This is a genomic window from Pseudomonas sp. GW821-FHT09C09 (genome assembly GCF_059418105.1).
The window spans coordinates 48,640-69,329 of sequence record NZ_JBWKPF010000010.1 but is presented as its reverse complement, the minus strand read 5'-3'; the positions used below and the strand labels follow the sequence as shown (position 1 = coordinate 69,329).

Sequence of the window (20,690 nt, the reverse complement as noted above, 5' to 3'; positions counted from 1 at the left end):
GCGGCCAAACCGGCCATACTGCGCGCTGATTTTTGGGGAGTGGATCGCATGAACAAGCATTGGATGAAGGCTGGCGGGTTGATCGCACTGTTGCTGGCCGGGGTGCCTGCCGCATTCGCCGCATCGGCACCACCGCTGAGCGAGGTGAAAGTCATCAAGGTTCAGTCGGCGTCCTGCGGGCTCGAAGACATTACCGACGGTCAGGTGCAGACCCGTTGCGATCACAGCGGCCCGGGCATCAAGGTCTATGTGCTGGAAATCGGCTACGGCCAGAGCCAGCCCCAGGCGGCACTGGACGGTTTTGAAGTGAACGGCACGCGAAGCCCTGTGTGCGCCTTTGATAACGGCAATCTGACCGAGTGCACGCCCGGCAGCAAAACCGTCGGCTCTCTCTATACCTTCGATCTGGCAGGCCGGCAGGAAGGCACTTTCACGTTCAGCAACACCTCGATCAACGCCCCACGCAACACGATGTCGACCCAGCTTTACATCAAGTAACGGCTGCCGCGAACAGGGCAGGGCAAAGCTGACTACGCTTTAAAGATCACCCAGCGGATGGCGCCCATGACCTTTAGAGCCCTGATTACCCTCGCCGAGGGCATCGATGATCTGCAAAGCGTGACCCTGATCGATGTGCTGCGCCGGGCCGGTATCGAAGTGATGGCGGCCAGCATCGAAGGACGGCGCATGCTGACCTGCGCCCGAGGCACACGACTGACCGCCGACGGCATGCTCATTGATGTGCTGGCCCAGACCTTCGACCTGATCGTCCTGCCCGGCGGCGCGGTCGGCGCACAGCATCTGGCGGCCCATCAACCTCTGCAACAATTGCTCAAGGACCAGGCCAGCGCCGGACGCCTGTTCGCCGCCATCGGCGAAGCCCCGGCGGTAGCCCTGCAAAGCTTCGGTGTATTACGCCAACGCCGCATGACCTGCCTGCCCACAACCAGCCATCAATTGTCCGGTTGCACCTTCGTCGATCAACCGGTGGTGGTCGACGGCAATTGCATTACCGCCCAGGGTTCCGGCGCCGCGCTGGCATTTGCCCTGACGCTGGTCGAGCAACTGGCGGGCAAGGCCGCCAGATCGAAGGTTGCGGGAGAGTTGCTGGCCTGAGAGGGTCAGGCCTTCACCTCTTCCACCGGCACATGCATCCGGTCGCGGTTGGCCAGGGTCGGGAACAGCTTGATCCACGTCCCGGTCACCACCAGCGTACCGATGCCGCCCATCACCACCGCCGGCACGGTGCCGAACCAGTGGGCGGTGAGGCCGGATTCGAATTCGCCCAACTGGTTCGAGGCGCCGATGAACAGGCCGTTCACCGCGCTGACCCGGCCACGCATTTCGTCCGGGGTTTCCAGTTGCACGAAGGAGGCGCGGATCACCATGCTGATCATGTCCGCCGCGCCGAGCACCACCAGCACCGCCAGGGAGAACCAGAACGAGGTCGACAGACCGAAGGCGATGGTGGCTACGCCAAATACGCCGACGGCGGTGAACATTACCCGACCGACGTTGCGCTCGACGGCGAAGCGCGCCAGGAACAGCGACATCATCAACGCCCCCACCGCCGGCGCCGAACGCAGCAACCCGAGTCCCCATGGTCCGGTCAGCAGGATGTCCTTGGCGAATACCGGCAACAGCGCCGTGGCGCCTCCGAGCAGCACGGCGAACAGATCCAGCGAAATCGCGCCGAGGATATCCGGGCGGCTGCGAATGAAACGAATCCCCGCCAGCAATGAGTCCAAGGTCGCCTTGCCCTTGTTCAACGGGGTCTGTCGCGCGGGCAGGTTGAGCATCAGGGTGCAGGCGATGACGTACAGAACGACGGTCGGGCCATACACCCAGACGCTGCCGAAGGCATAAAGCAGACCACCAAGCGCCGGGGCGACGATGGTTGCCGATTGCTGCGCCGACTGCGCGGCGGCGACCGCCCGGGGGAACAGCGTACTGGGCACGATGCTCGGCAGCAGCGCCTGGGTGGTCGGCATTTCGAAGGAACGTGCAGCACCCAGAAGGAACGCCAGGATAAAGATCATTTCCCGGGTGACATGGTCGGTAGCGCTGCCGATGGCCAGTGCCAGAGCGATCAACGCCTGCAACGACTGACAGATTGCTGCGACCTTGCGCCGGTCGTAACGATCGGCAACGTGGCCGGTGTGCAGCATGAACAGCACCCGTGGTGCGAATTCCACCAGACCGACCAGGCCAAGGTCGAGCACGTTGCCGGTCAGTTGATAGAGGTTCCAGCCGATGGCCACGGTGAGCATCTGGAAGCCGCTGGCGGTGAAGATCCGGGCAAACCAGAACGCAAGAAACGGACGATGGTGACGTAACAGCAAGGGCTCTTGGCTGGGCATCTGCGGGCCGGTCTTGATCGAGGGGAACCGCGAGATTATCACCAGTCTGTAACAGGAAGTTGCTATGACAAAAAATTTAGTTAGCCAGACATCGATTTTTCCGCACCCGGACACCTGACCCGGTCAGGGATGTATTGCAGGGCGTTGCCGGAACTGTGAGGCAACTTGTCACGCGGCAAAAGACCACGCGGTTCCCCGTCGGAAATGGGACTACTCTTTCTACGTTGATTGATCCAGATCAAGACCCTTCGCGGAACCGATCCCGGACCCGTCGGCAGACTCCCTGCGTCGCGATGCCTGTAAAAAGAAGAACGAATCCGAGTTCGCCGCACTCCATACCCGTGGGGGCAGTGGTTCAAGGCCGCCAGCCTTGGAACCGTTATCTGATAGAGGAAAGCTTATGTTCGGTTTAGAGGCACTAGATCTCGCCCGAATCCAGTTCGCGTTCACCATCTCGTTCCACATCCTGTTCCCGGCAATCACCATCGGTCTTGCGAGCTATCTCGCGGTGCTGGAAGGCCTGTGGCTGAAAACCGGCAACGACACCTACCGCGATCTCTACCATTTCTGGTCGAAGATCTTTGCCGTGAACTTCGGCATGGGCGTGGTCTCGGGGCTGGTCATGGCCTACCAGTTCGGTACCAACTGGAGCCGCTTCTCGGACTTCGCCGGTTCCGTCACCGGGCCATTGCTGACGTATGAGGTGCTCACGGCGTTCTTCCTCGAAGCCGGTTTCCTCGGAGTGATGCTGTTCGGCTGGAACAAGGTCGGACGCAAACTGCACTTCTTCGCCACGGTAATGGTGGCCATCGGTACGCTGATTTCGACCTTCTGGATTCTCGCGTCCAACAGCTGGATGCAGACGCCGCAGGGCTTCGAAATCGTCAACGGTCAGGTGATCCCGACCGACTGGCTGGCAATCGTGTTCAACCCTTCGTTCCCGTATCGCCTGATGCACATGGCGACTGCGGCGTTCGTCGCAACGGCGTTCTTCGTCGGTTCGTCGGCGGCCTGGCATCTGCTGCGCGGCAAGGACAACGCGGCGATCCGCACCATGCTGTCGATGGCGATGTGGATGGCGTTGATCGTTGCTCCGATCCAGGCGGTCATCGGCGACTTCCACGGGCTCAACACCCTCAAGCACCAGCCGGCGAAAATCGCCGCGATCGAAGGTCACTGGGAAAACGTCGGTAACGAAGCGACGCCGCTGATCCTGTTCGGCTGGCCGGACATGAAAGAAGAGAAAACCAAATATGCCGTCGAGATCCCGTACCTCGGCAGCCTGATCCTGACCCACTCGCTGGACAAGCAAGTCCCGGCGCTCAAGGAGTTTCCGCCTGAAGACCGGCCGAATTCGACCATCGTGTTCTGGTCGTTCCGGATCATGGTCGGCCTCGGTTTCCTGATGATCTTCACCGGCCTCTGGAGCCTGTGGCTGCGCAAGCGCGACACGCTCTACACGTCGCGGCCGTTCCTGTACCTGGCGTTGTGGATGGGGCCGTCCGGTCTGATCGCGATCCTGGCGGGCTGGTTCACCACTGAAATCGGTCGTCAGCCGTGGGTGGTCTACGGGCTGATGCGCACGGCGGATGCGTCCTCCAATCACAGCTTCATGCAGATGAGCATCACGCTGATCATGTTCGTGGTGGTGTATTTCGCGCTGTTCGGTGCGGGTCTGGGCTATATGATGCGCCTGGTGCGCAAAGGGCCGAAGACCGACGAAGGCAAGGAAACCAACGACGGTGGTCCTGGCCAGAAACGCACGCCGGCCCGTCCGTTGTCCGCTGCCGACGACGATGGCGCCGAACACGACCGCAGCCTGACCAAGGAGATTTGAATCATGGGTATTGATCTTCCGCTGATCTGGGCCGTGATCATCATCTTCGGGATCATGATGTACGTGGTCATGGACGGCTTCGACCTGGGGATCGGGATTCTCTTCCCGTTCATCCCCGGCAAGACCGACCGCGACGTGATGATGAACACCGTCGCCCCGGTATGGGACGGCAATGAAACCTGGCTGGTTCTGGGCGGTGCGGCGTTGTTCGGTGCGTTCCCGCTGGCCTATTCGGTGGTGTTGTCGGCGCTGTACCTGCCGCTGATCTTCATGCTGATCGGGTTGATCTTCCGTGGCGTGGCGTTCGAGTTCCGCTTCAAGGCCAAGGACGCCAAGCGTCACCTGTGGGACAAGGCGTTCATCGGTGGTTCGGTGGCGGCGACGTTCTTCCAGGGCGTGGCGCTTGGCGCGTTCATCGACGGGCTGCCGGTGGTCAACCGGCAATACGCCGGCGGTTCACTGGACTGGCTGACGCCGTTCACGCTGTTCTGCGGCGCTGCGCTGGTGGTGGCTTACGCCTTGCTGGGCTGCACCTGGCTGATCATGAAGACCGAAGGCAAGCTGCAAGAGCAGATGCATGACCTGGCGCGCCCGCTGGCTTTCGTGCTGCTGGCGGTGATCGGCATCGTCAGCCTCTGGACGCCACTGGCCCACCCGGAAATCGCTACGCGCTGGTTCAGCATGCCGAACCTGTTCTGGTTCATGCCGGTACCGATTCTGGTGCTGGTGACGATGTACGGACTGATTCGCGCCGTGGCACGCAATGCCAACTACATGCCGTTCCTGCTGACCCTGGTGCTGATTTTCCTCGGCTACAGCGGTCTGGGCATCAGCCTGTGGCCGAACATCGTGCCGCCGTCGATCTCGATCTGGGACGCTGCCGCTCCGCCGCAGAGTCAGGGCTTCATGCTGGTGGGTACGCTGTTCATCATCCCGTTCATCCTGGGTTACACCTTCTGGAGCTACTACGTGTTCCGCGGCAAGGTCACCCATGAAGACGGTTATCACTAGGCGTGATCACGATGGCGCCGACAGCGGCGCCATCTCCCTCAACCGGAGGATGAAGGCATGACCGGCAAACATTCCCTGCACGACATTGAAGAAGCCGAAAAAAAGCCGCTGTGGCAGCGGCTCGGCTGGTTGGCCATGATCTGGGTCGGCAGCGTCGGTGCATTGTTCATCGTCGCCAGCCTGATGCGCATGTTCATGAACGCCGCAGGCCTGACCACACACTGAAACTTCCCATCCCGTCGCCTTGCGGCACGGATTTTTGACCCTCCGACCGGAGGGTTTTTTTTGCCCGGATTATTTGCGCGCCTTGAGGATGACAAACTTCGGAGTGGCCGCGACTTGCTCGACACCCCGGAACAGCCGCGCCAGTTTGCTGTGATAACCCAAGTGACGGTTGCCGACGATGTACAGCGCACCGCCAACGACGAGCGCTTCGCGAGCCTGCTGAAACATGCGCCAGGCGAGGAAGTCGCCGACCACTTGTTGTTGATGGAACGGCGGGTTGCACAGCACCACGTCGAGCGATTGCGCCTCCTGCCCCGCCAGACCGTCGCCGGCGCGCACGATCACATCCCGTTCTCCCAACGCCGCACGCCAATTTTCGGCGGCGGATTGCACGGCCATGAACGATTCGTCCACCAACGTGTAATGCGCATCGGGGTTTTGCAGGGCGCTGGCGATGGCCAGTACACCGTTGCCGCAGCCTAGATCCGCGACCCGCGCTGAGCCGAGGTTTTTCGGCAAGTGCGGGAGAAAGGCGCGAGTCCCGATATCCAGACCTTCGCGACAAAACACGTTGGCGTGATTGAGCAGTTCAATGGCCGGCTCGTCGAGGCGATAACGGGTCGGATAAGGCGAGGCGGCCGGAGCCTTTACCTCGGGCGTGGCGATCAGCAAGCGCGCCTTCTTCACCGCCAGCGAAGCCTGAACCGGGCCGATGTAGCGTTCCAGCAGATCACCAGCGGCACGTGGCAAGTGCTTGACCATCGCTGCGGCTACCACTTGTGCGCCAAGTGCCAGTTGACCTTGCAGGCGAATCAGTTGCTCTTCCAGCAGCGCGAGGGTTTTCGGTACACGGATCAGTACGCGGTCGAATGGCCCGATCAACGGCTCATTGGCGGGAATGCCATGCAGAGCATCGAACGCCTGCCCATTGCGTAACAGGTTTTTTTCCAGGCCCTGAAACGCCAGGAATGAGTCGCCGCTGGTGCTGATTTGCACTTTGCCCAAGAGGCTGACGGCCAGCGCGCCGAAACTGTCGTTGAGCACCAGAACCCGTGTCTCGACCGGCAGATTCTGTTCAGCCAGATGATTGAGCAGGTATTCGTCGGCTGCATCGAAGGCTTGCAGCGGTTCGTTCTGCTGTTCGGGCTGGCGGATCAGATCAAGCTGGGCGAAGGGCGTATCGAGCAAAGGCATGGGGCGGGGACTCTGGGTAATCAACGGGTGTCCCGCGGCCCAGGGTATCGTGCGGCGGAACCGTCCGAGTGGACAGCGGCGCGAAGATACGCGTCATCACTCAGGAAGGTCGCAAATGGTACTTTTTTTTCGGCTGCTTTACTTGCTTGTTTTCGAGGCTGTCGACTAGATGATCCCTGCCTTGGCGGCGGCGATGACGGCGGAGATCTTGTTACAGACGTTCATTTTCACGATCACGTTTTGCACGTGATAGTTCACGGTGCGCTCACTCAGGCTGAGGATTCTCGCAGTCTCATACGCCGTCTTGCCGGAAGCACAGAGCTTGAGCACTTCCACCTCCCGCGTAGACAGCCGAGGCGGCCGGGCTTTCTCAGGTCGTGAAGGAAGCGTACGGGCGAACAATTCGCTCAGATGGCTTGTGACGTAGAACATGTAGCCAAAGTGTTCGTACAACTCGATCGACGTGATCGGGCTGTGAGTCCGGGCCAGACTGAGAATACTGCACAGACCGCTTTCTTCGTGATGAAAGGATTGCGACCAGCCGTGCTCCAGTCCCTGTTCTTTTAATGACTCCCACAATTTTGGTGTTTTTGAGAATAGTTCTTTGCTCCATGTAATGGGCAGCATTGAATGATTGCAGTGTGCTACTACCGGATCAAATTCGTAGTGTTTTTCTTCTTCATATTGCTTATTCCAGGATTGAGGATAGTTGTTGATGCGCAAGGGCTTTGGCAGTGTGTTCCGATCAGGTGACGTGACTGAAATACCGCAGAACTGGAAGCCTATGTTTTTGGCAAATGTCAGCAGAATCGGGTAAGCAGTGTCGACTCTCGTGGCGAATGTCAGCTGCTTTATCTGCGACTCCTTCCAAATTTCCATTTGAATATTCTCCGAGATTTTCCGCAGGGGTGCGATCTTGGATCCAAGAGTCATGCACGAAAACGAGTGTAGGACGTTTCCTATACAAGTGTTTGGAATTTTTTGCTCTTAGATAGGAGGAAATTAGTCGTTTGTGATTAGCCGCATATGTTTATTAGATTGACTCCGTAATTTGATATTGGGGAAGTGTCAATTAGCTAGTACCTATTTGCATAACTTTCTCATCAGGACGTGGAATATAATTTAATCCACTACAAACCGTAGGTTTTTTATTGAGCGCCTGTGCGTGACACTATGGCTATAGCCGAGGGAGTTATCGATGACCGCCAGCGCAGAAAAATTCAGTCGCCAGACCTTGCTTGATGTACAGCCGCTGACACCGAGCCTGTTCACGTTGCGTACGACCCGAGACGCAGGTTTCCGTTTTCGCGCCGGGCAGTTTGCCAGGCTGGGAGTGACCAAGGATGACGGCACTACGGTATGGCGGGCCTATTCCATGGTGTCCTCGCCGTTCGATGAGTTCCTTGAGTTCTTTTCCATCGTGGTGCCCGGCGGGGAGTTCACCAGTGAGCTGAGCCGGCTCAAGGCGGGCGATACATTGCTGGTGGACCGCCAGGCCTTCGGCTATCTGACGCTGGACCGGTTCGTTGATGGCCGGGACCTCTGGCTGTTATCCACAGGCACCGGTGTGGCGCCGTTTCTGTCGATCCTGCAGGACTTTGAAGTGTGGGAGAAATTCGAACGGATCATCCTCGTCTATAGCGTGCGGGAGGCGCGGGAACTGGCCTATCAACAGCTGATCGCCGAACTCATGCAGCGTGACTACCTGGCCGAGTACGCTCACAAGTTCCAGTTCATCCCCGTGGTGACGCGCGAGTCACATGCCGGTGCCCTGAACGGGCGCATTACCACCCTTGTCGAAAACGGCGAGCTGGAGCAGGCAGCAGGTGTGGCGCTTGATCCGGCCCATTCGCGGGTCATGCTGTGCGGCAATCCGCAGATGATCGACGACACCCGGGCGCTGCTCAAGCAGCGGGGCATGAGCCTCAGCCTGACGCGGCGGCCAGGGCAGGTGGCGGTGGAAAACTACTGGTAAGGAAACGGCGCCCTCAGGCGCCGTTTCAGTCTTCAGGACCGGTTGTTCTGGGCCTTGAGCAGATCGCGGATCTCACCCAGCAGTTCTTCTTCCTTGGTTGGCACCGGCGGCAAGGTCGGAGCGACGGCTTCTTCGCGTTTCAAGCGGTTGATGGCTTTGACGCCCATGAAAATCGCGAAGGCGACGATGATGAAGTCCAGGATGCTCTGGATGAACTTGCCGTAAGCCATCACGACCGCAGGGGCGCTGCCCTCGGCGGCTTTCAGGGTTATCGCCAGGTCACTGAAGTCCACCCCGCCGATCAGCAGGCCGATTGGCGGCATGATCACATCACCGACAAACGACGAAACGATTTTGCCGAAGGCCGCACCGATGATGATACCGACGGCCATGTCGACCACATTGCCTTTGACCGCGAAGGCCTTGAACTCGCTGAGCACGCCCATAGTTATTTCCTTGTTACAGATGAGTTTGGTGTACGCAGTGTAAATCAGCAAAACGCGTCCTGCGCGAAACACCTTCTTACATTGCTCGCTTTTATCGACACATCAATTCGCGATTAGTTTGCAAAGTGCCACTAATCGCGCGCGAATTACTCCGTAAGACCCTGATCGAGAAGCTATTTTTCTCAATCGCAGGCGTGTGGATTTTCTATTTATGTTCGCCGTCATGACTCTCTAGCCTCTGTTTGGCGCACCTGGATGCGCCTCAAACAACAGAGGAACCTGAAATGAATTCCATGCTTGCCTCAGGGGGATTTCCCCTCCGCCGCACCGTCGGCGTATTGGCTGCCAGCCTGCTGACCTTTTCCGTAAGCGCCGCGCCCCTGACTCGGGACAACGGTGCAGCGGTGGGCGACAACCAGAACTCGCAGACCGCCGGTGCCAACGGCCCGGTGCTGTTGCAGGACGTGCAACTGATCCAGAAACTGCAGCGCTTCGATCGCGAGCGTATTCCCGAGCGCGTAGTGCATGCCCGGGGCACCGGTGCTCATGGCACGTTCACCGCGACCAACGACTTGAGCGACCTGAGCAAGGCCAAGGTGTTTACCGCCGGCCAGGTCACACCGGTGTTCGTGCGTTTTTCGGCGGTGGTGCACGGCAACCATTCTCCGGAAACGTTGCGCGATCCACGGGGTTTTGCGACCAAGTTCTACACCGCTGACGGTAACTGGGATCTGGTCGGTAACAACTTCCCGACATTCTTCATCCGTGATGCGATCAAGTTTCCGGACATGGTGCATGCCTTCAAGCCAGACCCGCGCACCAATCTGGATGATGATTCCCGCCGCTTCGACTTCTTCTCCCATGTACCTGAAGCCACTCGTACATTGACCGAGCTGTATTCCAACTCAGGGACACCGGCCAGTTATCGTGAAATGGACGGCAACAGTGTGCATGCCTACAAGTTGATCAACGACAAGGGGGAAGTACACTACGTCAAGTTTCACTGGAAAAGTTTGCAGAGGGTCAAGAATCTCGATCCTGAACAAGTCGTGAAAGTTCAGGGGCGCGACTACAGTCATATGACAAATGACTTGGTGGCGAATATCGAAAAGGGTAACTTTCCGAAGTGGGACTTGTACATTCAGGTCCTGAAATCGCAAGACTTGTCCAAGTTTGATTTCGATCCTCTTGATGCAACCAAGATCTGGCCCGGTATTCCGGAGCGAAAAGTTGGACAAATGGTCTTGAACCGTAATCCTTCGAATGTCTTCCAGGAAACTGAACAAGTGGCCATGGCACCCTCGAATGTTGTGCCGGGAATCGAGCCATCTGAAGATCGTCTGCTGCAAGGCCGGATATTTGCCTATGCCGACACCCAGATGTATCGCCTTGGTGCCAATGCCCTGCAATTGCCGATCAATGCTGCGAAAGTGGCGGTCAACAATGGCAATCAGGACGGCGCGATGAATGCCGGCGCAAGCCATTCGGGTGTCAACTACCAGCCTAGCCGCCTGCAACCGCGTGAAGAAACCCAAAGCGCACGTTCTAGCCAGACCGCCCTGCAGGGCAGCACACAACAGGCGAAGATCCAGCGCGAACAGAACTTCAGGCAGGCCGGTGATCTGTACCGTTCGTTCAGCAAGAAGGAACGCCAGGATCTGATCGAGAGCTTCGGCGGTTCGCTGGCGAGCACCGATGACGAGAGCAAGCACATCATGCTGTCCTTCCTCTACAAGGCCGATCCGGAATATGGCGCCGGGGTGACCAAAGTGGCCAAAGGTGACCTGGATCGGGTCAAGGCTCTGGCGACCAAGCTGGTCGATTGACAGCGACCCTTTCAAACCCCGGCAATCGCCGGGGTTTGATCGACAACAGTGCCGCGCGTCTGGCCAGCGGGGAAATCCGCACCGGCGCGCCGCGCTGATCGGTGAAGGCTGCGTTATCATCGCGGTTTTTGCCGGGGGTTCAGATGGCCAAGGCCAAGCGCATGTACGGCTGCACCGAGTGCGGCGCAACCTTTCCCAAGTGGGCCGGGCAGTGCGGCGAATGCGGCGCCTGGAACACCCTGACCGAAACGATGATCGAGAGCGGCGGTGCTGCGGCACCGGCCGGACGCACTGGTTGGGCCGGGCAGCAAGCTCAGATCAAGACGCTGGCCGAGGTCAGCATTGAGGAAATCCCGCGTTTCTCCACCGCATCCGGCGAACTCGACCGAGTGCTTGGCGGTGGTCTGGTGGACGGTTCGGTGGTGCTGATCGGCGGTGATCCGGGTATCGGCAAGTCGACGATTCTGCTGCAGACCCTGTGCAACCTCGCCAAGAGCATGCCGGCGCTGTACGTCACCGGCGAGGAATCCCAGCAGCAAGTCGCCATGCGTGCACGTCGACTTGGGCTGCCGCAGGATCAACTGCGGGTCATGACCGAAACCTGCATCGAAACCATCATCGCCACCGCCCGTCAGGAAAAACCCAAGGTGATGGTGATCGACTCGATCCAGACGATCTTCACCGAACAACTGCAATCGGCACCGGGCGGCGTGTCCCAGGTACGCGAAAGTGCGGCATTGCTGGTGCGCTACGCCAAGCAAAGCGGCACGGCGATTTTCCTGGTTGGCCACGTGACCAAGGAAGGCGCACTGGCCGGCCCGCGCGTTCTGGAACATATGGTCGACACCGTTCTTTATTTTGAAGGCGAGTCCGATGGCCGGTTGCGACTGCTGCGGGCAGTGAAAAACCGTTTCGGTGCCGTCAATGAGCTGGGCGTGTTCGGCATGACCGACAAGGGCCTGAAAGAAGTCTCCAACCCTTCGGCGATTTTTCTCACACGCGCGCAGGAAGAAGTCCCGGGCAGCGTGGTGATGGCAACGTGGGAAGGCACCCGGCCGATGCTGGTTGAGGTCCAGGCGCTGGTGGATGACAGTCACCTGGCCAACCCGCGTCGGGTCACGCTGGGTCTGGATCAGAACCGTCTGGCGATGTTGCTGGCGGTGTTGCATCGCCATGGCGGCATTCCGACCCACGATCAGGACGTGTTCCTCAACGTGGTCGGCGGGGTGAAGGTGCTGGAAACCGCGTCCGACCTGGCATTGATGGCTGCCGTCATGTCGAGCCTGCGCAATCGGCCGTTGCCTCATGACTTGCTGGTGTTCGGTGAAGTCGGCCTGTCCGGCGAAGTACGCCCGGTGCCGAGCGGTCAGGAGCGTTTGAAAGAAGCCGCCAAGCACGGCTTCAAGCGCGCGATCGTGCCCAAGGGCAACGCGCCAAAAGAAGCGCCGGCAGGGTTGCAGATCATTGCGGTGACGCGTCTGGAGCAGGCGCTGGATTCACTCTTCGAGTAATCAGAGTTCCATCAATGCCCCAAGCTCCCGTTCGAGCTCGGCCTCATCCCCGAGGTTGAGTTCGATCAGGCGGCGCAGGCGCTGGATCGATTCCAGGCTGATGTGCCGGCACTGGAAGCCCAGTTGGCCGTGATCGTCGTGCGCCAGTTGCACGTCCATCTGGATGTCGGTGTCGTCGCTCAGGTGAATGTCGACGTTGAAGTCCTGCGTTTCATCTCCCAGCCACGGCTCCGGCCGTTCGATCAACAGCCCCTTGAGCGACAGGTCGATCAGCTTCACCGGCCAGATGTACTCGCCCTGGCTCAATTCGGTTCTGGCGTCGAACGCGATACGTTTGAAGCGGCGACGCTCGGACGGGTGCTCGCTCATGGCGCGATCCTCTTGACGGTACGCTGACTATAGACCCGCCACGTTAAACGCTGCCAGTCGGGCAGGGCGTCAGACCAATGTCGGGTATGGTCTTTGCCGCCAACAGCGCTAAACTCGAGGTGGCTGTCTTTCTTGTCCACCCTGGCTGGAATAATAAAATGAAAAATAATAATAGCCCGCTGCGCCACTTACCCTGGCTAGTGCTGGCAATCGTAGGAGCGTGCGCCCTGGGCGTAGTGGCATTGCGCCGAGGCGAGGCGATCAACGCCTTGTGGATCGTGGTCGCCGCCGTGGCCATTTATCTGGTTGCGTACCGTTACTACAGCCTGTTCATCGCAAACAATGTGATGCAACTCGATCCACGCCGGGCCACCCCCGCCGTGCTCAACAACGACGGTCTGGACTACGTTCCGACCAACAAACACATTCTCTTCGGACACCACTTCGCGGCCATCGCCGGCGCGGGACCACTGGTCGGCCCGGTACTGGCGGCGCAGATGGGTTACCTGCCCGGCACGCTGTGGCTGATCGCCGGCGTGGTGCTGGCGGGTGCGGTGCAGGACTTCATGGTCCTGTTCATGTCCACCCGTCGCAACGGCCGTTCCCTGGGCGACATGGTGCGTGAAGAAATGGGTCGCATCCCCGGCACCATCGCGCTGTTCGGCTGCTTCCTGATCATGATCATCATCCTCGCGGTGCTGGCGCTGATCGTCGTCAAAGCCCTGGCCGAAAGTCCGTGGGGCATCTTCACCGTGATGGCGACCATCCCGATCGCGATGTTCATGGGCATCTACATGCGCTACATCCGCCCGGGCCGCATCGGCGAGATCTCGGTGATCGGCGTGATTCTGCTGCTCGGTTCGATCTGGCTCGGTGGCCAGATTGCCGCTGACCCGGTGTGGGCCAAGGCCTTCAGCTTCACCGGCGTGCAAATCACCTGGATGCTGATCGGTTACGGTTTTGTCGCGGCCGTACTGCCGGTCTGGCTGATTCTCGCCCCGCGCGACTATCTGTCCACGTTCCTGAAGATCGGTACCATCATCGCCCTGGCGATCGGCATCCTGGTCACCATGCCCGAGCTGAAAATGCCGGCGCTGACCCAGTTCGTCGACGGCACCGGCCCGGTATGGAAGGGCGGTCTGTTCCCGTTCCTGTTCATCACCATCGCTTGCGGTGCGGTATCGGGCTTCCACGCGCTGATCTCGTCCGGCACCACGCCGAAACTGCTGGATAACGAAACCAACGCCCGCTACATCGGTTACGGCGGCATGCTGATGGAATCGTTCGTGGCGATCATGGCCATGGTTGCCGCTTCGGTGATCGAGCCGGGCGTGTACTTCGCCATGAACAGCCCGGCCGCCGTGGTCGGCGGTGATGTGGTGGCGGTGGCGACTGCGGTCAGCAACTGGGGCTTTGCAATTACCCCGGATGCGCTGCAAGCCGTGGCCCATGACATCGGCGAAACCACCATCCTGGCCCGTGCCGGTGGTGCACCGACCCTGGCGGTCGGTATCGCGCAGATCCTGCACAGTGTCCTGCCGGGTGAAAACACCATGGCGTTCTGGTACCACTTCGCGATCCTGTTCGAAGCGCTGTTCATCCTGACCGCAGTGGACGCCGGCACCCGTGCCGGGCGCTTCATGCTGCAGGATCTGCTCGGTTCCTTCGTGCCGGCGTTGCAGCGTACCGAATCCTGGACCGCCAACCTGATCGCCACCGCCGGTTGTGTGGCGATGTGGGGCTGGCTGCTGTATCAGGGCGTGATCGATCCGCTGGGTGGCATCAACACCTTGTGGCCGCTGTTCGGTATCTCCAACCAGATGCTGGCCGGTATCGCGCTGATGCTCGGCACCGTGGTCCTGATCAAGATGAAGCGCCAGCGCTACATCTGGGTCACCCTGCTGCCGGCGGCCTGGCTGCTGATCTGCACCACGACCGCAGGCTTCATCAAACTGTTCGACGCCAACCCGGCCGTGGGCTTCCTGTCGCTGGCCAAGAAGTACAGCGATGCACTGGCCGCAGGGCAAGTGATCGCACCGGCCAAGAGCGTCGAACAGATGCAGCACGTGATCTTCAACGCTTACACCAACGCAACGCTGACCGCGCTGTTCCTGTTCGTGGTATTCAGCATCCTGTTCTATGCGCTCAAGGTCGGTATCGCCGCCTGGGGCAAAAAAGAGCGTACGGATAAAGAATCGCCATTCCAGGCCCTGCCGGACGCGTAACCAGAGGATTGCACCATGTTCAATGACCTGAGTCGCCTCGGTAAATACCTCGGTCAGGCCGCGCGCCTGATGGTCGGCATGCCCGACTACGACACGTACGTCGAGCATATGCAAACCAAACACCCGGACAAACCGGTGATGAGCTACGAGATGTTCTTTCGCGAACGTCAGGAAGCCCGTTACGGTGGCAAGGGTGGGCCGAAGTGCTGTTGAGCCGCTGATCGCGGTTCACCAGACGTGAGGTGGGAGCAGGTCTTTCGGCCTGCTCCCATTTTTATTTGTGCAATTGAAGGAGATCGAGTTTGTCTTCTCCCATCCCGGTCACGGTGCTCAGCGGTTTCCTCGGCGCCGGCAAGACCACTTTGCTGCGTCATCTGTTGAAAGCCGAACACGGCCTGAAAATCGCCGTGATCGAAAACGAATTCAGCGACGCCGGCATCGACACCCAATTGCTGGGCGACGAGCCGGTGCAAGTCATGACCCTGGCCAACGGCTGCGTCTGCTGCACCATCCACACCGACCTGACCAAAGCCCTGTACCTGTTGCTAGAACGCCTGGACAGCGGTGAAATCGCTTTCGATCGGCTGGTCATCGAGTGCACCGGCCTGGCCGATCCGGCCCCGGTGGCGCAGACGTTTTTCATCGACGAAGAACTGCGCGAGCGTTACCTGCTCGACGGCATCATTACCCTCGTCGACGCGGCCCACGCCGAGTTGCACCTGACCCAGACCATCGCCCAGGCGCAGATCGGTTTCGCCGACCGCTTGCTGGTGAGCAAGACCGATCTGGTGGACGAGGCCGCGTTCTCCGCGCTCAGCGAACGCCTGACCCGCATCAACCGCCGCGCGCCGATTCGTGTGGTTGAACACGGCAATATCGATCTGGCTGAATTGCTCGATGTGCGAGGTTTCAACCTGAATGCCGATCTGGGCGGCGGGGTGAGTCTGCGCCCGGTTAGCAAGGCTCCGTCCATCGACCGGATTTCCAGTCTGGTGCTGCGTACCGATCAGCCGCTGGATATCGATCAGCTCAGCGAATTCATGAGTGAGTTGCTGGAAGAGCACGGCAAGCAATTGCTGCGCTACAAAGGCGTGCTGAACATTGCGGGCGAGGATCGGCGCCTGGTGTTTCAGGGCGTGCTGAAGCTTTACGGCTTCGACTGGGACACCGAGTGGGCCGAGGGCGAGGCGCGGGAAAGCGTGATCGTGTTTATCGCCGATGACTTGCCGGAAGAGAAGATCCGGGCGGGGTTTGCCAGGGTGGCGGCGAACTGAGTCCGCCGCTGTCTCAATGCGTGGAACCGCTGAGAATCGTCTGCTCCAGAAGATCCAGATGACGGTTCATCAGCGACACGGCCTCGACGGCGTCATCACGCTCGATCGCCTCGACGATCCGGGCGTGATCCTGCCAGCCGCAACAGCTGTGCGTGGTTTCAGTGCATCGCGCAATCGCCAGTGAGGTCAGCGGCACCAACGTGCCGAGAAAATGCGCCAACGGTGCATTCCCCGCCATTTTCGCCAACTGCAAATGAAACTCCCCGGACAGACGAATTGCCGCACCGCGTCGGTCTTTATCCACAGCCTGGCGCTCACGCTCGATCAGGGCGCGCAGGCGTTTCAGATCTTCAGCCTGCGCATGCTGACAAGCCAGCCGCACCAGCGTGTTCTCGGCCAGACGCCGGGCGTGCAAGGCCTGACGCGTCTGTTCGACGTCCGGCGCGGCAACGCGCGGTCGATGGTTGGCCCGCAGCACGATGATCTGCTCATGGGACAGTTGGGTCAGCACCCGGCGCACATCGGCGCGGCTGACACCGAACATGTGCTTCAGGCTCTCCTCGGTAAAGCGGCTGGCGGCATCGAGGCGCTGTTCGAGGATCGCGTCGAACAGTCGCGGATACAGATCCTCTACCGGCGCCTGCAGGCGGGAGAAGGGCAGGGCCGCCGAGGTCTGGCGAGGGTGCGACGGCGTGGCAAGACTGTTCATGGCCGGTCTCCAGTGTGAGGCGTTTCAGGTGTTCAGGTTGTCATCCGGAATGTTCAGTTCGATGCCCATGCGCTGGCCTTCACGCAGGATGTGTCGACGCATTTCGGCACTGGCCTGAGCGCTGTTCTTGCTGCGGATCGCGCGCACCACGGCTTCGTTTTCCTCAAGGCGTTCGGCCAGATGCTCCGGCGAATTGCGCAGCACTTCGGCGCTCTGCTTGAGGGCGTTGCTGGTCTGCTGCACCACGCTCTGGAAAATCGGGTTCGAGGTCAGGGTGAACAGTTCTTCGTGGAAGGCGATATAGGCGCTGACCCCGGCCTCGCTGTCACCCGCTTCGAGGGCTTCGCGCATGTCCATCAAGGTCAGGCGCAGTTGCCCGACTTCCTTGCTGCTGATCGACTGTGCCACCAGACCAACGATGAATGGCTCGAGGGTGTAGCGCAGTTGCAGCACGTCTTCGAGGCTGGCACCGGCCACGGCGCTGTCGTGGTTTTGGTTGTCGCTGGCCTGGGCGTCGAGCACCACCACGCCTTTGCCCGGCATCGAACGCACCAGACCGAGGGTTTCCAGCACGATCACCGCTTCACGCAGGCTCGGACGGCTGATGCCCAGTTGTTCGGCCAGTTCGCGCTGGCCCGGCAGCATCTCGCCGGAGCGCCACTGGCCACGGGCGAGGGCGGCCCGAAGTTTTTCTACCACTGAGTTGACGACGGTTGATGTAGTAATCACGTGTTCGCTCCATGCGCCGTGCCTGCATTTGCGCAGGCACGGCGGTCATTCAGAATTCTTTGGCCGCTGCTTGAGCGGCCGTTTTTCTCGGCTGAAAGTTATAGCCCTGCTCGCCGTTGAGCACCTTGTTCGCCCGCTGCACGTCGATGTCCTTTTCCCAGCGGGCGATGGCCACGGTGGCGACGCAGTTGCCAATCAGATTGGTCAGCGCCCGGCCGATGCCCATGAACCAGTCCACCGCCAGCACCAGCACCAGACCGACTACCGGAATTGCCGGGATCGCAGTCAGCGTGGCCGCCAGAATCACCAGCGCCGAGCCCGGAATGCCGTGGGCGCCTTTGGAGGTAATCAGCGACACCAGCAGAATCGTCAGCAGATCGGTCATGGCCAGCGGCGTGCCGGTGGCGTTGGCGATGAACACGATGGCCAGAGTCAGGTAGATCGAAAAGCCGTCGAGGTTGAACGAGTAACCGGTCGGAATCACCAGCCCGACGGTGGAGCTGCCGATGCCCAGATGTTCCAGCTTGCGCATGATCTGCGGCAGCACGGCGTCGGAGGAGGCGGTGCCCATGACGATCAGCAGTTCTTCGCGCAGGTACTTGAGCAGCGGCCACATACGCAGGCCGGAGGCACGCATCACCAGACCCAGAATCACGCTGACGAAAGCGATGCACGTCAGATAAAACAGGCCGACCAGACTGCCCAGGTGTTGCAGCGAATCGAGGCCATATTTGCTGGTGGTGAAGGCGATGGCGCCGAACACACCGATCGGTGCCAGACGCACGATCATGCCCATGATGCGGAAGATCACATGGCTCAGCTCGTTGATCAGCCGCGAGATCCCGGAAGCCGCTTCGCCCACCAGATTCAACGCGCTGCCGAACAGCACCGAGAACAACAGCACCTGGAGGATGTTGTTGTCGGCAAAGGCGCCAAGTACCGAGGTCGGGATCAGGTCCATCAGGAACTGGGTGGTGGTGTGCATGTGCTGGCCGCGTTCGGCGATGTCGCCCATGTCGGCGGCGGACAGCTGCTCCAGATGGATGTTGGCGCCGCTGCCGATCCCGGTGCTGAAGGCGAACACCAGACCGATCACCAGGGCGATGGTGGTCAGCACTTCGAAGTAGATCACCGACTTGAGGCCGATGCGTCCGACCTTCTTCAGGTCGCCGGCGCCGCTGATGCCGCTGACCACCACGCAGAACACAATCAGGCCGATAAGCATCTTGATCAGTTTGATGAAACCGTCGCCGAGCGGTTTGAGCTGGGCCGAGTATTCAGGAAGGGTCAGCCCGCAGACGATGCCGAGCACCAGTCCGAGAACCACTTGGAGGAAGATTGAACGCGAGCACCATCTGAGCATGGGAGGAATCCTGGTCGGTGTCCTGGCTGCCGTGCGCGGGGCGCATCAGATTCAGGACTTAATTATTGTGGTCTTACCGGTATGTCCAGTGCGGGTGCAGTCTAGGCGCTGTTTTTTACGGATCGCAAGTGAAAAATGACGAATTGGCATGACCGGTCTGACCAGTTGGGCGCAATGCCCCGACCTTGAGCCATTCGCAGTCCGAAACTTTTTTACGGGCGAAAAAAAACCGGCCATCACTGGCCGGTTTTTCATGCTGCGGTTTTAACGTCGCAATTAAGCGCCGTATACCGGCAGTTTCTTGCAGATGGCTTTGACTTTCTCACGAACGGCGTCGATCACCGCTTCGTTGTTCAGGTCAGCCAGGATGTCGCAGATCCAGCCGGCCAGCTCTTTGCACTCTGCTTCCTTGAAGCCGCGAGTGGTCACAGCCGGAGTACCGAAGCGCAGGCCGGAGGTGACGAACGGGGAGCGTGGGTCGTTTGGCACGGAGTTCTTGTTCACGGTGATGAACGCTTTGCCCAGAGCGGCATCGGCGTCTTTACCGGAGATTTCCTGCTTGATCAGTGACAGCAGGAACAGGTGGTTTTCAGTACCGCCCGAAACCACGTCGAAACCGCGCTCGATGAACACGCCGGCCATGGCCTGGGCGTTTTTCACCACTTGTTGCTGGTAAGCCTTGAACTCAGGCTGCAGTGCTTCCTTGAAGCAGATCGCTTTGGCGGCGATCACGTGCTCCAGCGGGCCACCCTGGGCGCCCGGGAATACCGCGGAGTTCAGCTTCTTCTCGATGTCGGCGTTGGCCTTGGCCAGGATCAGGCCACCACGTGGACCGCGCAGGGTCTTGTGAGTGGTGGTGGTCACGACGTCAGCGAATGGAACCGGGTTCGGGTAGACGCCAGCGGCGACCAGACCGGCCACGTGAGCCATGTCGACGAACAGGTAGGCGCCAACTTTGTCGGCGATGGCGCGGAAGCGTGGGAAGTCGAGGATCTGCGAGTAGGCAGAGAAACCGGCCACGATCATTTTCGGCTTGTGCTCAACCGCCAGGCGCTCGACTTCGTCGTAGTCGATCAGGCCGTTGGCGTCGATGCCGTACTGGATGGCGTTGTACAGCTTGCCGGAGGAGGAAACGCTGGCGCCGTGGGTCAGGTGACCGCCGTGAGCCAGGCTCATGCCCAGGATGGTGTCACCGGCCGACAGCAGGGCCAGGTAGACAGCGGCGTTGGCCTGGGAGCCGGCGTGCGGCTGAACGTTGGCGTAGTCGGCGCCGAACAGTTCCTTGGCGCGGTCGATGGCCAGTTGCTCGACAACGTCGACGTACTCGCAACCACCGTAGTAGCGCTTGCCCGGGTAGCCTTCGGCGTACTTGTTGGTCAGTACCGAGCCTTGAGCTTCCATCACCGCTGGGCTGGTGTAGTTCTCCGAAGCGATCAGCTCGATGTGTTCTTCCTGGCGCTGGGCTTCTTGCTCCATGGCGGCAAAAAGATCGGCGTCGTACTTGGCAATAGTCAAATCACGGCTGAACATGGCGGTCCTCAAGGATCGGGGGCAGAAAAGGGGGGCATTCTAACCCAACGGGTTTTGGATGGCATATGAAACGACATCATGTCGCAGACAAGTGGCGTTCATGACC

At 60.0% G+C, this 20,690-nt stretch carries 20 protein-coding genes; 11 read left to right on the top strand and 9 right to left on the bottom strand.

Going from position 1 to position 20,690, the window contains the following annotated elements:
* Nucleotides 1–48 precede the first annotated feature (48 nt).
* Both AC07NR_RS26345 and AC07NR_RS26340 read left to right on the top strand, forming a co-directional pair.
* Nucleotides 49–498 carry a DUF4879 domain-containing protein gene (locus tag AC07NR_RS26345; RefSeq protein WP_248740469.1) on the top strand — a complete coding sequence of 150 codons (450 nt, stop codon included), beginning with the start codon at nucleotides 49–51 and terminating at the stop codon, nucleotides 496–498.
* A 66-nt stretch (nucleotides 499–564) separates the two neighbouring features.
* Nucleotides 565–1,116, top strand: coding sequence for a DJ-1 family glyoxalase III (locus tag AC07NR_RS26340; protein ID WP_248740468.1), 552 nt, complete (start codon nucleotides 565–567; stop codon nucleotides 1,114–1,116).
* A gap of 5 nt (nucleotides 1,117–1,121) precedes the next feature.
* On the opposite strand, the gene AC07NR_RS26335 is transcribed toward AC07NR_RS26340, so the two are convergent.
* Entirely contained in the window at nucleotides 1,122–2,360 is a 1,239-nt protein-coding gene (locus AC07NR_RS26335) for an MFS transporter (protein ID WP_248740467.1), read from the bottom strand.
* A 400-nt stretch (nucleotides 2,361–2,760) separates the two neighbouring features.
* Here AC07NR_RS26335 and AC07NR_RS26330 point away from each other — a divergent pair, with 400 nt between their 5' ends.
* From AC07NR_RS26330 to AC07NR_RS26320, 3 genes are read left to right on the top strand one after another with little or no spacing between them, the layout of a single operon-like run.
* Nucleotides 2,761–4,197, top strand: a complete 1,437-nt coding sequence (locus AC07NR_RS26330) for a cytochrome ubiquinol oxidase subunit I (RefSeq protein WP_423204345.1) — start codon at nucleotides 2,761–2,763, stop codon at nucleotides 4,195–4,197.
* A 3-nt stretch (nucleotides 4,198–4,200) separates the two neighbouring features.
* Entirely contained in the window at nucleotides 4,201–5,208 is a 1,008-nt protein-coding gene (gene cydB, locus AC07NR_RS26325) for a cytochrome d ubiquinol oxidase subunit II (RefSeq protein WP_085712221.1), read from the top strand.
* Between the two features lie 57 nt (nucleotides 5,209–5,265).
* A complete protein-coding gene (locus AC07NR_RS26320; RefSeq protein WP_007950992.1) occupies nucleotides 5,266–5,433 on the top strand; it encodes a DUF2474 domain-containing protein in 168 nt (55 codons plus the stop codon).
* Nucleotides 5,434–5,502: 69 nt separating this feature from the next.
* On the opposite strand, the gene AC07NR_RS26315 is transcribed toward AC07NR_RS26320, so the two are convergent.
* Together AC07NR_RS26315 and AC07NR_RS26310 are read right to left on the bottom strand one after the other, a co-directional pair.
* Nucleotides 5,503–6,627, bottom strand: a complete 1,125-nt coding sequence (locus tag AC07NR_RS26315; RefSeq protein ID WP_495079791.1) for a methyltransferase — start codon at nucleotides 6,625–6,627, stop codon at nucleotides 5,503–5,505.
* A 165-nt stretch (nucleotides 6,628–6,792) separates the two neighbouring features.
* Nucleotides 6,793–7,506 (bottom strand): autoinducer binding domain-containing protein, encoded by a 714-nt coding sequence (locus AC07NR_RS26310; protein ID WP_423204343.1) that lies wholly within the window; start codon nucleotides 7,504–7,506, stop codon nucleotides 6,793–6,795.
* A gap of 319 nt (nucleotides 7,507–7,825) precedes the next feature.
* Between AC07NR_RS26310 and AC07NR_RS26305 the strand changes: the two genes are divergently transcribed.
* Nucleotides 7,826–8,602 (top strand): ferredoxin--NADP reductase, encoded by a 777-nt coding sequence (locus AC07NR_RS26305; RefSeq protein ID WP_423204342.1) that lies wholly within the window; start codon nucleotides 7,826–7,828, stop codon nucleotides 8,600–8,602.
* A gap of 32 nt (nucleotides 8,603–8,634) precedes the next feature.
* On the opposite strand, the gene mscL is transcribed toward AC07NR_RS26305, so the two are convergent.
* Nucleotides 8,635–9,048: a large-conductance mechanosensitive channel protein MscL gene (gene mscL, locus AC07NR_RS26300; RefSeq protein ID WP_102621112.1), complete on the bottom strand. Its 414-nt coding sequence runs from the start codon at nucleotides 9,046–9,048 to the stop codon at nucleotides 8,635–8,637.
* A gap of 284 nt (nucleotides 9,049–9,332) precedes the next feature.
* Between mscL and katB the strand changes: the two genes are divergently transcribed.
* On the top strand, nucleotides 9,333–10,874 hold the full coding sequence (gene katB / locus AC07NR_RS26295; protein WP_495079790.1) for a catalase KatB: 1,542 nt from the start codon (nucleotides 9,333–9,335) through the stop codon (nucleotides 10,872–10,874).
* Nucleotides 10,875–11,017: 143 nt separating this feature from the next.
* Nucleotides 11,018–12,385 (top strand): DNA repair protein RadA, encoded by a 1,368-nt coding sequence (gene radA / locus AC07NR_RS26290; RefSeq protein ID WP_085712215.1) that lies wholly within the window; start codon nucleotides 11,018–11,020, stop codon nucleotides 12,383–12,385.
* On the opposite strand, the gene AC07NR_RS26285 is transcribed toward radA, so the two are convergent.
* Nucleotides 12,386–12,754 (bottom strand): PilZ domain-containing protein, encoded by a 369-nt coding sequence (locus AC07NR_RS26285; RefSeq protein ID WP_085712214.1) that lies wholly within the window; start codon nucleotides 12,752–12,754, stop codon nucleotides 12,386–12,388.
* Between the two features lie 158 nt (nucleotides 12,755–12,912).
* Here AC07NR_RS26285 and AC07NR_RS26280 point away from each other — a divergent pair, with 158 nt between their 5' ends.
* The 3 genes from AC07NR_RS26280 to yjiA all read left to right on the top strand — a co-directional run bounded on the left by AC07NR_RS26280 (nucleotide 12,913) and on the right by yjiA (nucleotide 16,253).
* Nucleotides 12,913–14,979: a carbon starvation CstA family protein gene (locus tag AC07NR_RS26280; protein ID WP_114885654.1), complete on the top strand. Its 2,067-nt coding sequence runs from the start codon at nucleotides 12,913–12,915 to the stop codon at nucleotides 14,977–14,979.
* A 15-nt stretch (nucleotides 14,980–14,994) separates the two neighbouring features.
* Nucleotides 14,995–15,192 (top strand): YbdD/YjiX family protein, encoded by a 198-nt coding sequence (locus AC07NR_RS26275; RefSeq protein WP_003228401.1) that lies wholly within the window; start codon nucleotides 14,995–14,997, stop codon nucleotides 15,190–15,192.
* Nucleotides 15,193–15,281: 89 nt separating this feature from the next.
* Nucleotides 15,282–16,253, top strand: a complete 972-nt coding sequence (gene yjiA, locus AC07NR_RS26270; protein ID WP_495079789.1) for a GTPase — start codon at nucleotides 15,282–15,284, stop codon at nucleotides 16,251–16,253.
* Between the two features lie 13 nt (nucleotides 16,254–16,266).
* Here yjiA and AC07NR_RS26265 read toward each other — a convergent pair whose 3' ends face one another.
* From AC07NR_RS26265 to glyA, 4 genes are all read right to left on the bottom strand, one after another.
* On the bottom strand, nucleotides 16,267–16,962 hold the full coding sequence (locus tag AC07NR_RS26265; RefSeq protein ID WP_495079788.1) for a GntR family transcriptional regulator: 696 nt from the start codon (nucleotides 16,960–16,962) through the stop codon (nucleotides 16,267–16,269).
* A gap of 24 nt (nucleotides 16,963–16,986) precedes the next feature.
* Nucleotides 16,987–17,691 (bottom strand): FadR/GntR family transcriptional regulator, encoded by a 705-nt coding sequence (locus tag AC07NR_RS26260; protein WP_305835581.1) that lies wholly within the window; start codon nucleotides 17,689–17,691, stop codon nucleotides 16,987–16,989.
* A gap of 49 nt (nucleotides 17,692–17,740) precedes the next feature.
* The gene (locus AC07NR_RS26255; RefSeq protein ID WP_085732867.1) at nucleotides 17,741–19,054 is read right to left on the bottom strand and encodes a C4-dicarboxylate transporter DctA; all 1,314 of its coding nucleotides are present in this window, start codon (nucleotides 19,052–19,054) and stop codon (nucleotides 17,741–17,743) included.
* A gap of 276 nt (nucleotides 19,055–19,330) precedes the next feature.
* On the bottom strand, nucleotides 19,331–20,584 hold the full coding sequence (glyA, locus tag AC07NR_RS26250) for a serine hydroxymethyltransferase (RefSeq protein ID WP_007950978.1): 1,254 nt from the start codon (nucleotides 20,582–20,584) through the stop codon (nucleotides 19,331–19,333).
* Nucleotides 20,585–20,690 lie beyond the last annotated feature (106 nt).

Excerpts from the sequence above, each read along its gene's own strand:
- AC07NR_RS26345 (WP_248740469.1), top strand. The coding sequence starts at position 49 with ATGAACAAGCATTGGATGAAGGCTGGCGGGTTGATCGCACTGTTGCTG.
- AC07NR_RS26340 (WP_248740468.1), top strand. The coding sequence starts at position 565 with ATGACCTTTAGAGCCCTGATTACCCTCGCCGAGGGCATCGATGATCTG.
- AC07NR_RS26335 (WP_248740467.1), bottom strand. The coding sequence starts at position 2,360 with ATGCCCAGCCAAGAGCCCTTGCTGTTACGTCACCATCGTCCGTTTCTT.
- AC07NR_RS26330 (WP_423204345.1), top strand. The coding sequence starts at position 2,761 with ATGTTCGGTTTAGAGGCACTAGATCTCGCCCGAATCCAGTTCGCGTTC.
- cydB (WP_085712221.1), top strand. The coding sequence starts at position 4,201 with ATGGGTATTGATCTTCCGCTGATCTGGGCCGTGATCATCATCTTCGGG.
- AC07NR_RS26320 (WP_007950992.1), top strand. The coding sequence starts at position 5,266 with ATGACCGGCAAACATTCCCTGCACGACATTGAAGAAGCCGAAAAAAAG.
- AC07NR_RS26315 (WP_495079791.1), bottom strand. The coding sequence starts at position 6,627 with ATGCCTTTGCTCGATACGCCCTTCGCCCAGCTTGATCTGATCCGCCAG.
- AC07NR_RS26310 (WP_423204343.1), bottom strand. The coding sequence starts at position 7,506 with ATGGAAATTTGGAAGGAGTCGCAGATAAAGCAGCTGACATTCGCCACG.
- AC07NR_RS26305 (WP_423204342.1), top strand. The coding sequence starts at position 7,826 with ATGACCGCCAGCGCAGAAAAATTCAGTCGCCAGACCTTGCTTGATGTA.
- mscL (WP_102621112.1), bottom strand. The coding sequence starts at position 9,048 with ATGGGCGTGCTCAGCGAGTTCAAGGCCTTCGCGGTCAAAGGCAATGTG.
- katB (WP_495079790.1), top strand. The coding sequence starts at position 9,333 with ATGAATTCCATGCTTGCCTCAGGGGGATTTCCCCTCCGCCGCACCGTC.
- radA (WP_085712215.1), top strand. The coding sequence starts at position 11,018 with ATGGCCAAGGCCAAGCGCATGTACGGCTGCACCGAGTGCGGCGCAACC.
- AC07NR_RS26285 (WP_085712214.1), bottom strand. The coding sequence starts at position 12,754 with ATGAGCGAGCACCCGTCCGAGCGTCGCCGCTTCAAACGTATCGCGTTC.
- AC07NR_RS26280 (WP_114885654.1), top strand. The coding sequence starts at position 12,913 with ATGAAAAATAATAATAGCCCGCTGCGCCACTTACCCTGGCTAGTGCTG.
- AC07NR_RS26275 (WP_003228401.1), top strand. The coding sequence starts at position 14,995 with ATGTTCAATGACCTGAGTCGCCTCGGTAAATACCTCGGTCAGGCCGCG.
- AC07NR_RS26265 (WP_495079788.1), bottom strand. The coding sequence starts at position 16,962 with ATGAACAGTCTTGCCACGCCGTCGCACCCTCGCCAGACCTCGGCGGCC.
- AC07NR_RS26255 (WP_085732867.1), bottom strand. The coding sequence starts at position 19,054 with ATGCTCAGATGGTGCTCGCGTTCAATCTTCCTCCAAGTGGTTCTCGGA.
- glyA (WP_007950978.1), bottom strand. The coding sequence starts at position 20,584 with ATGTTCAGCCGTGATTTGACTATTGCCAAGTACGACGCCGATCTTTTT.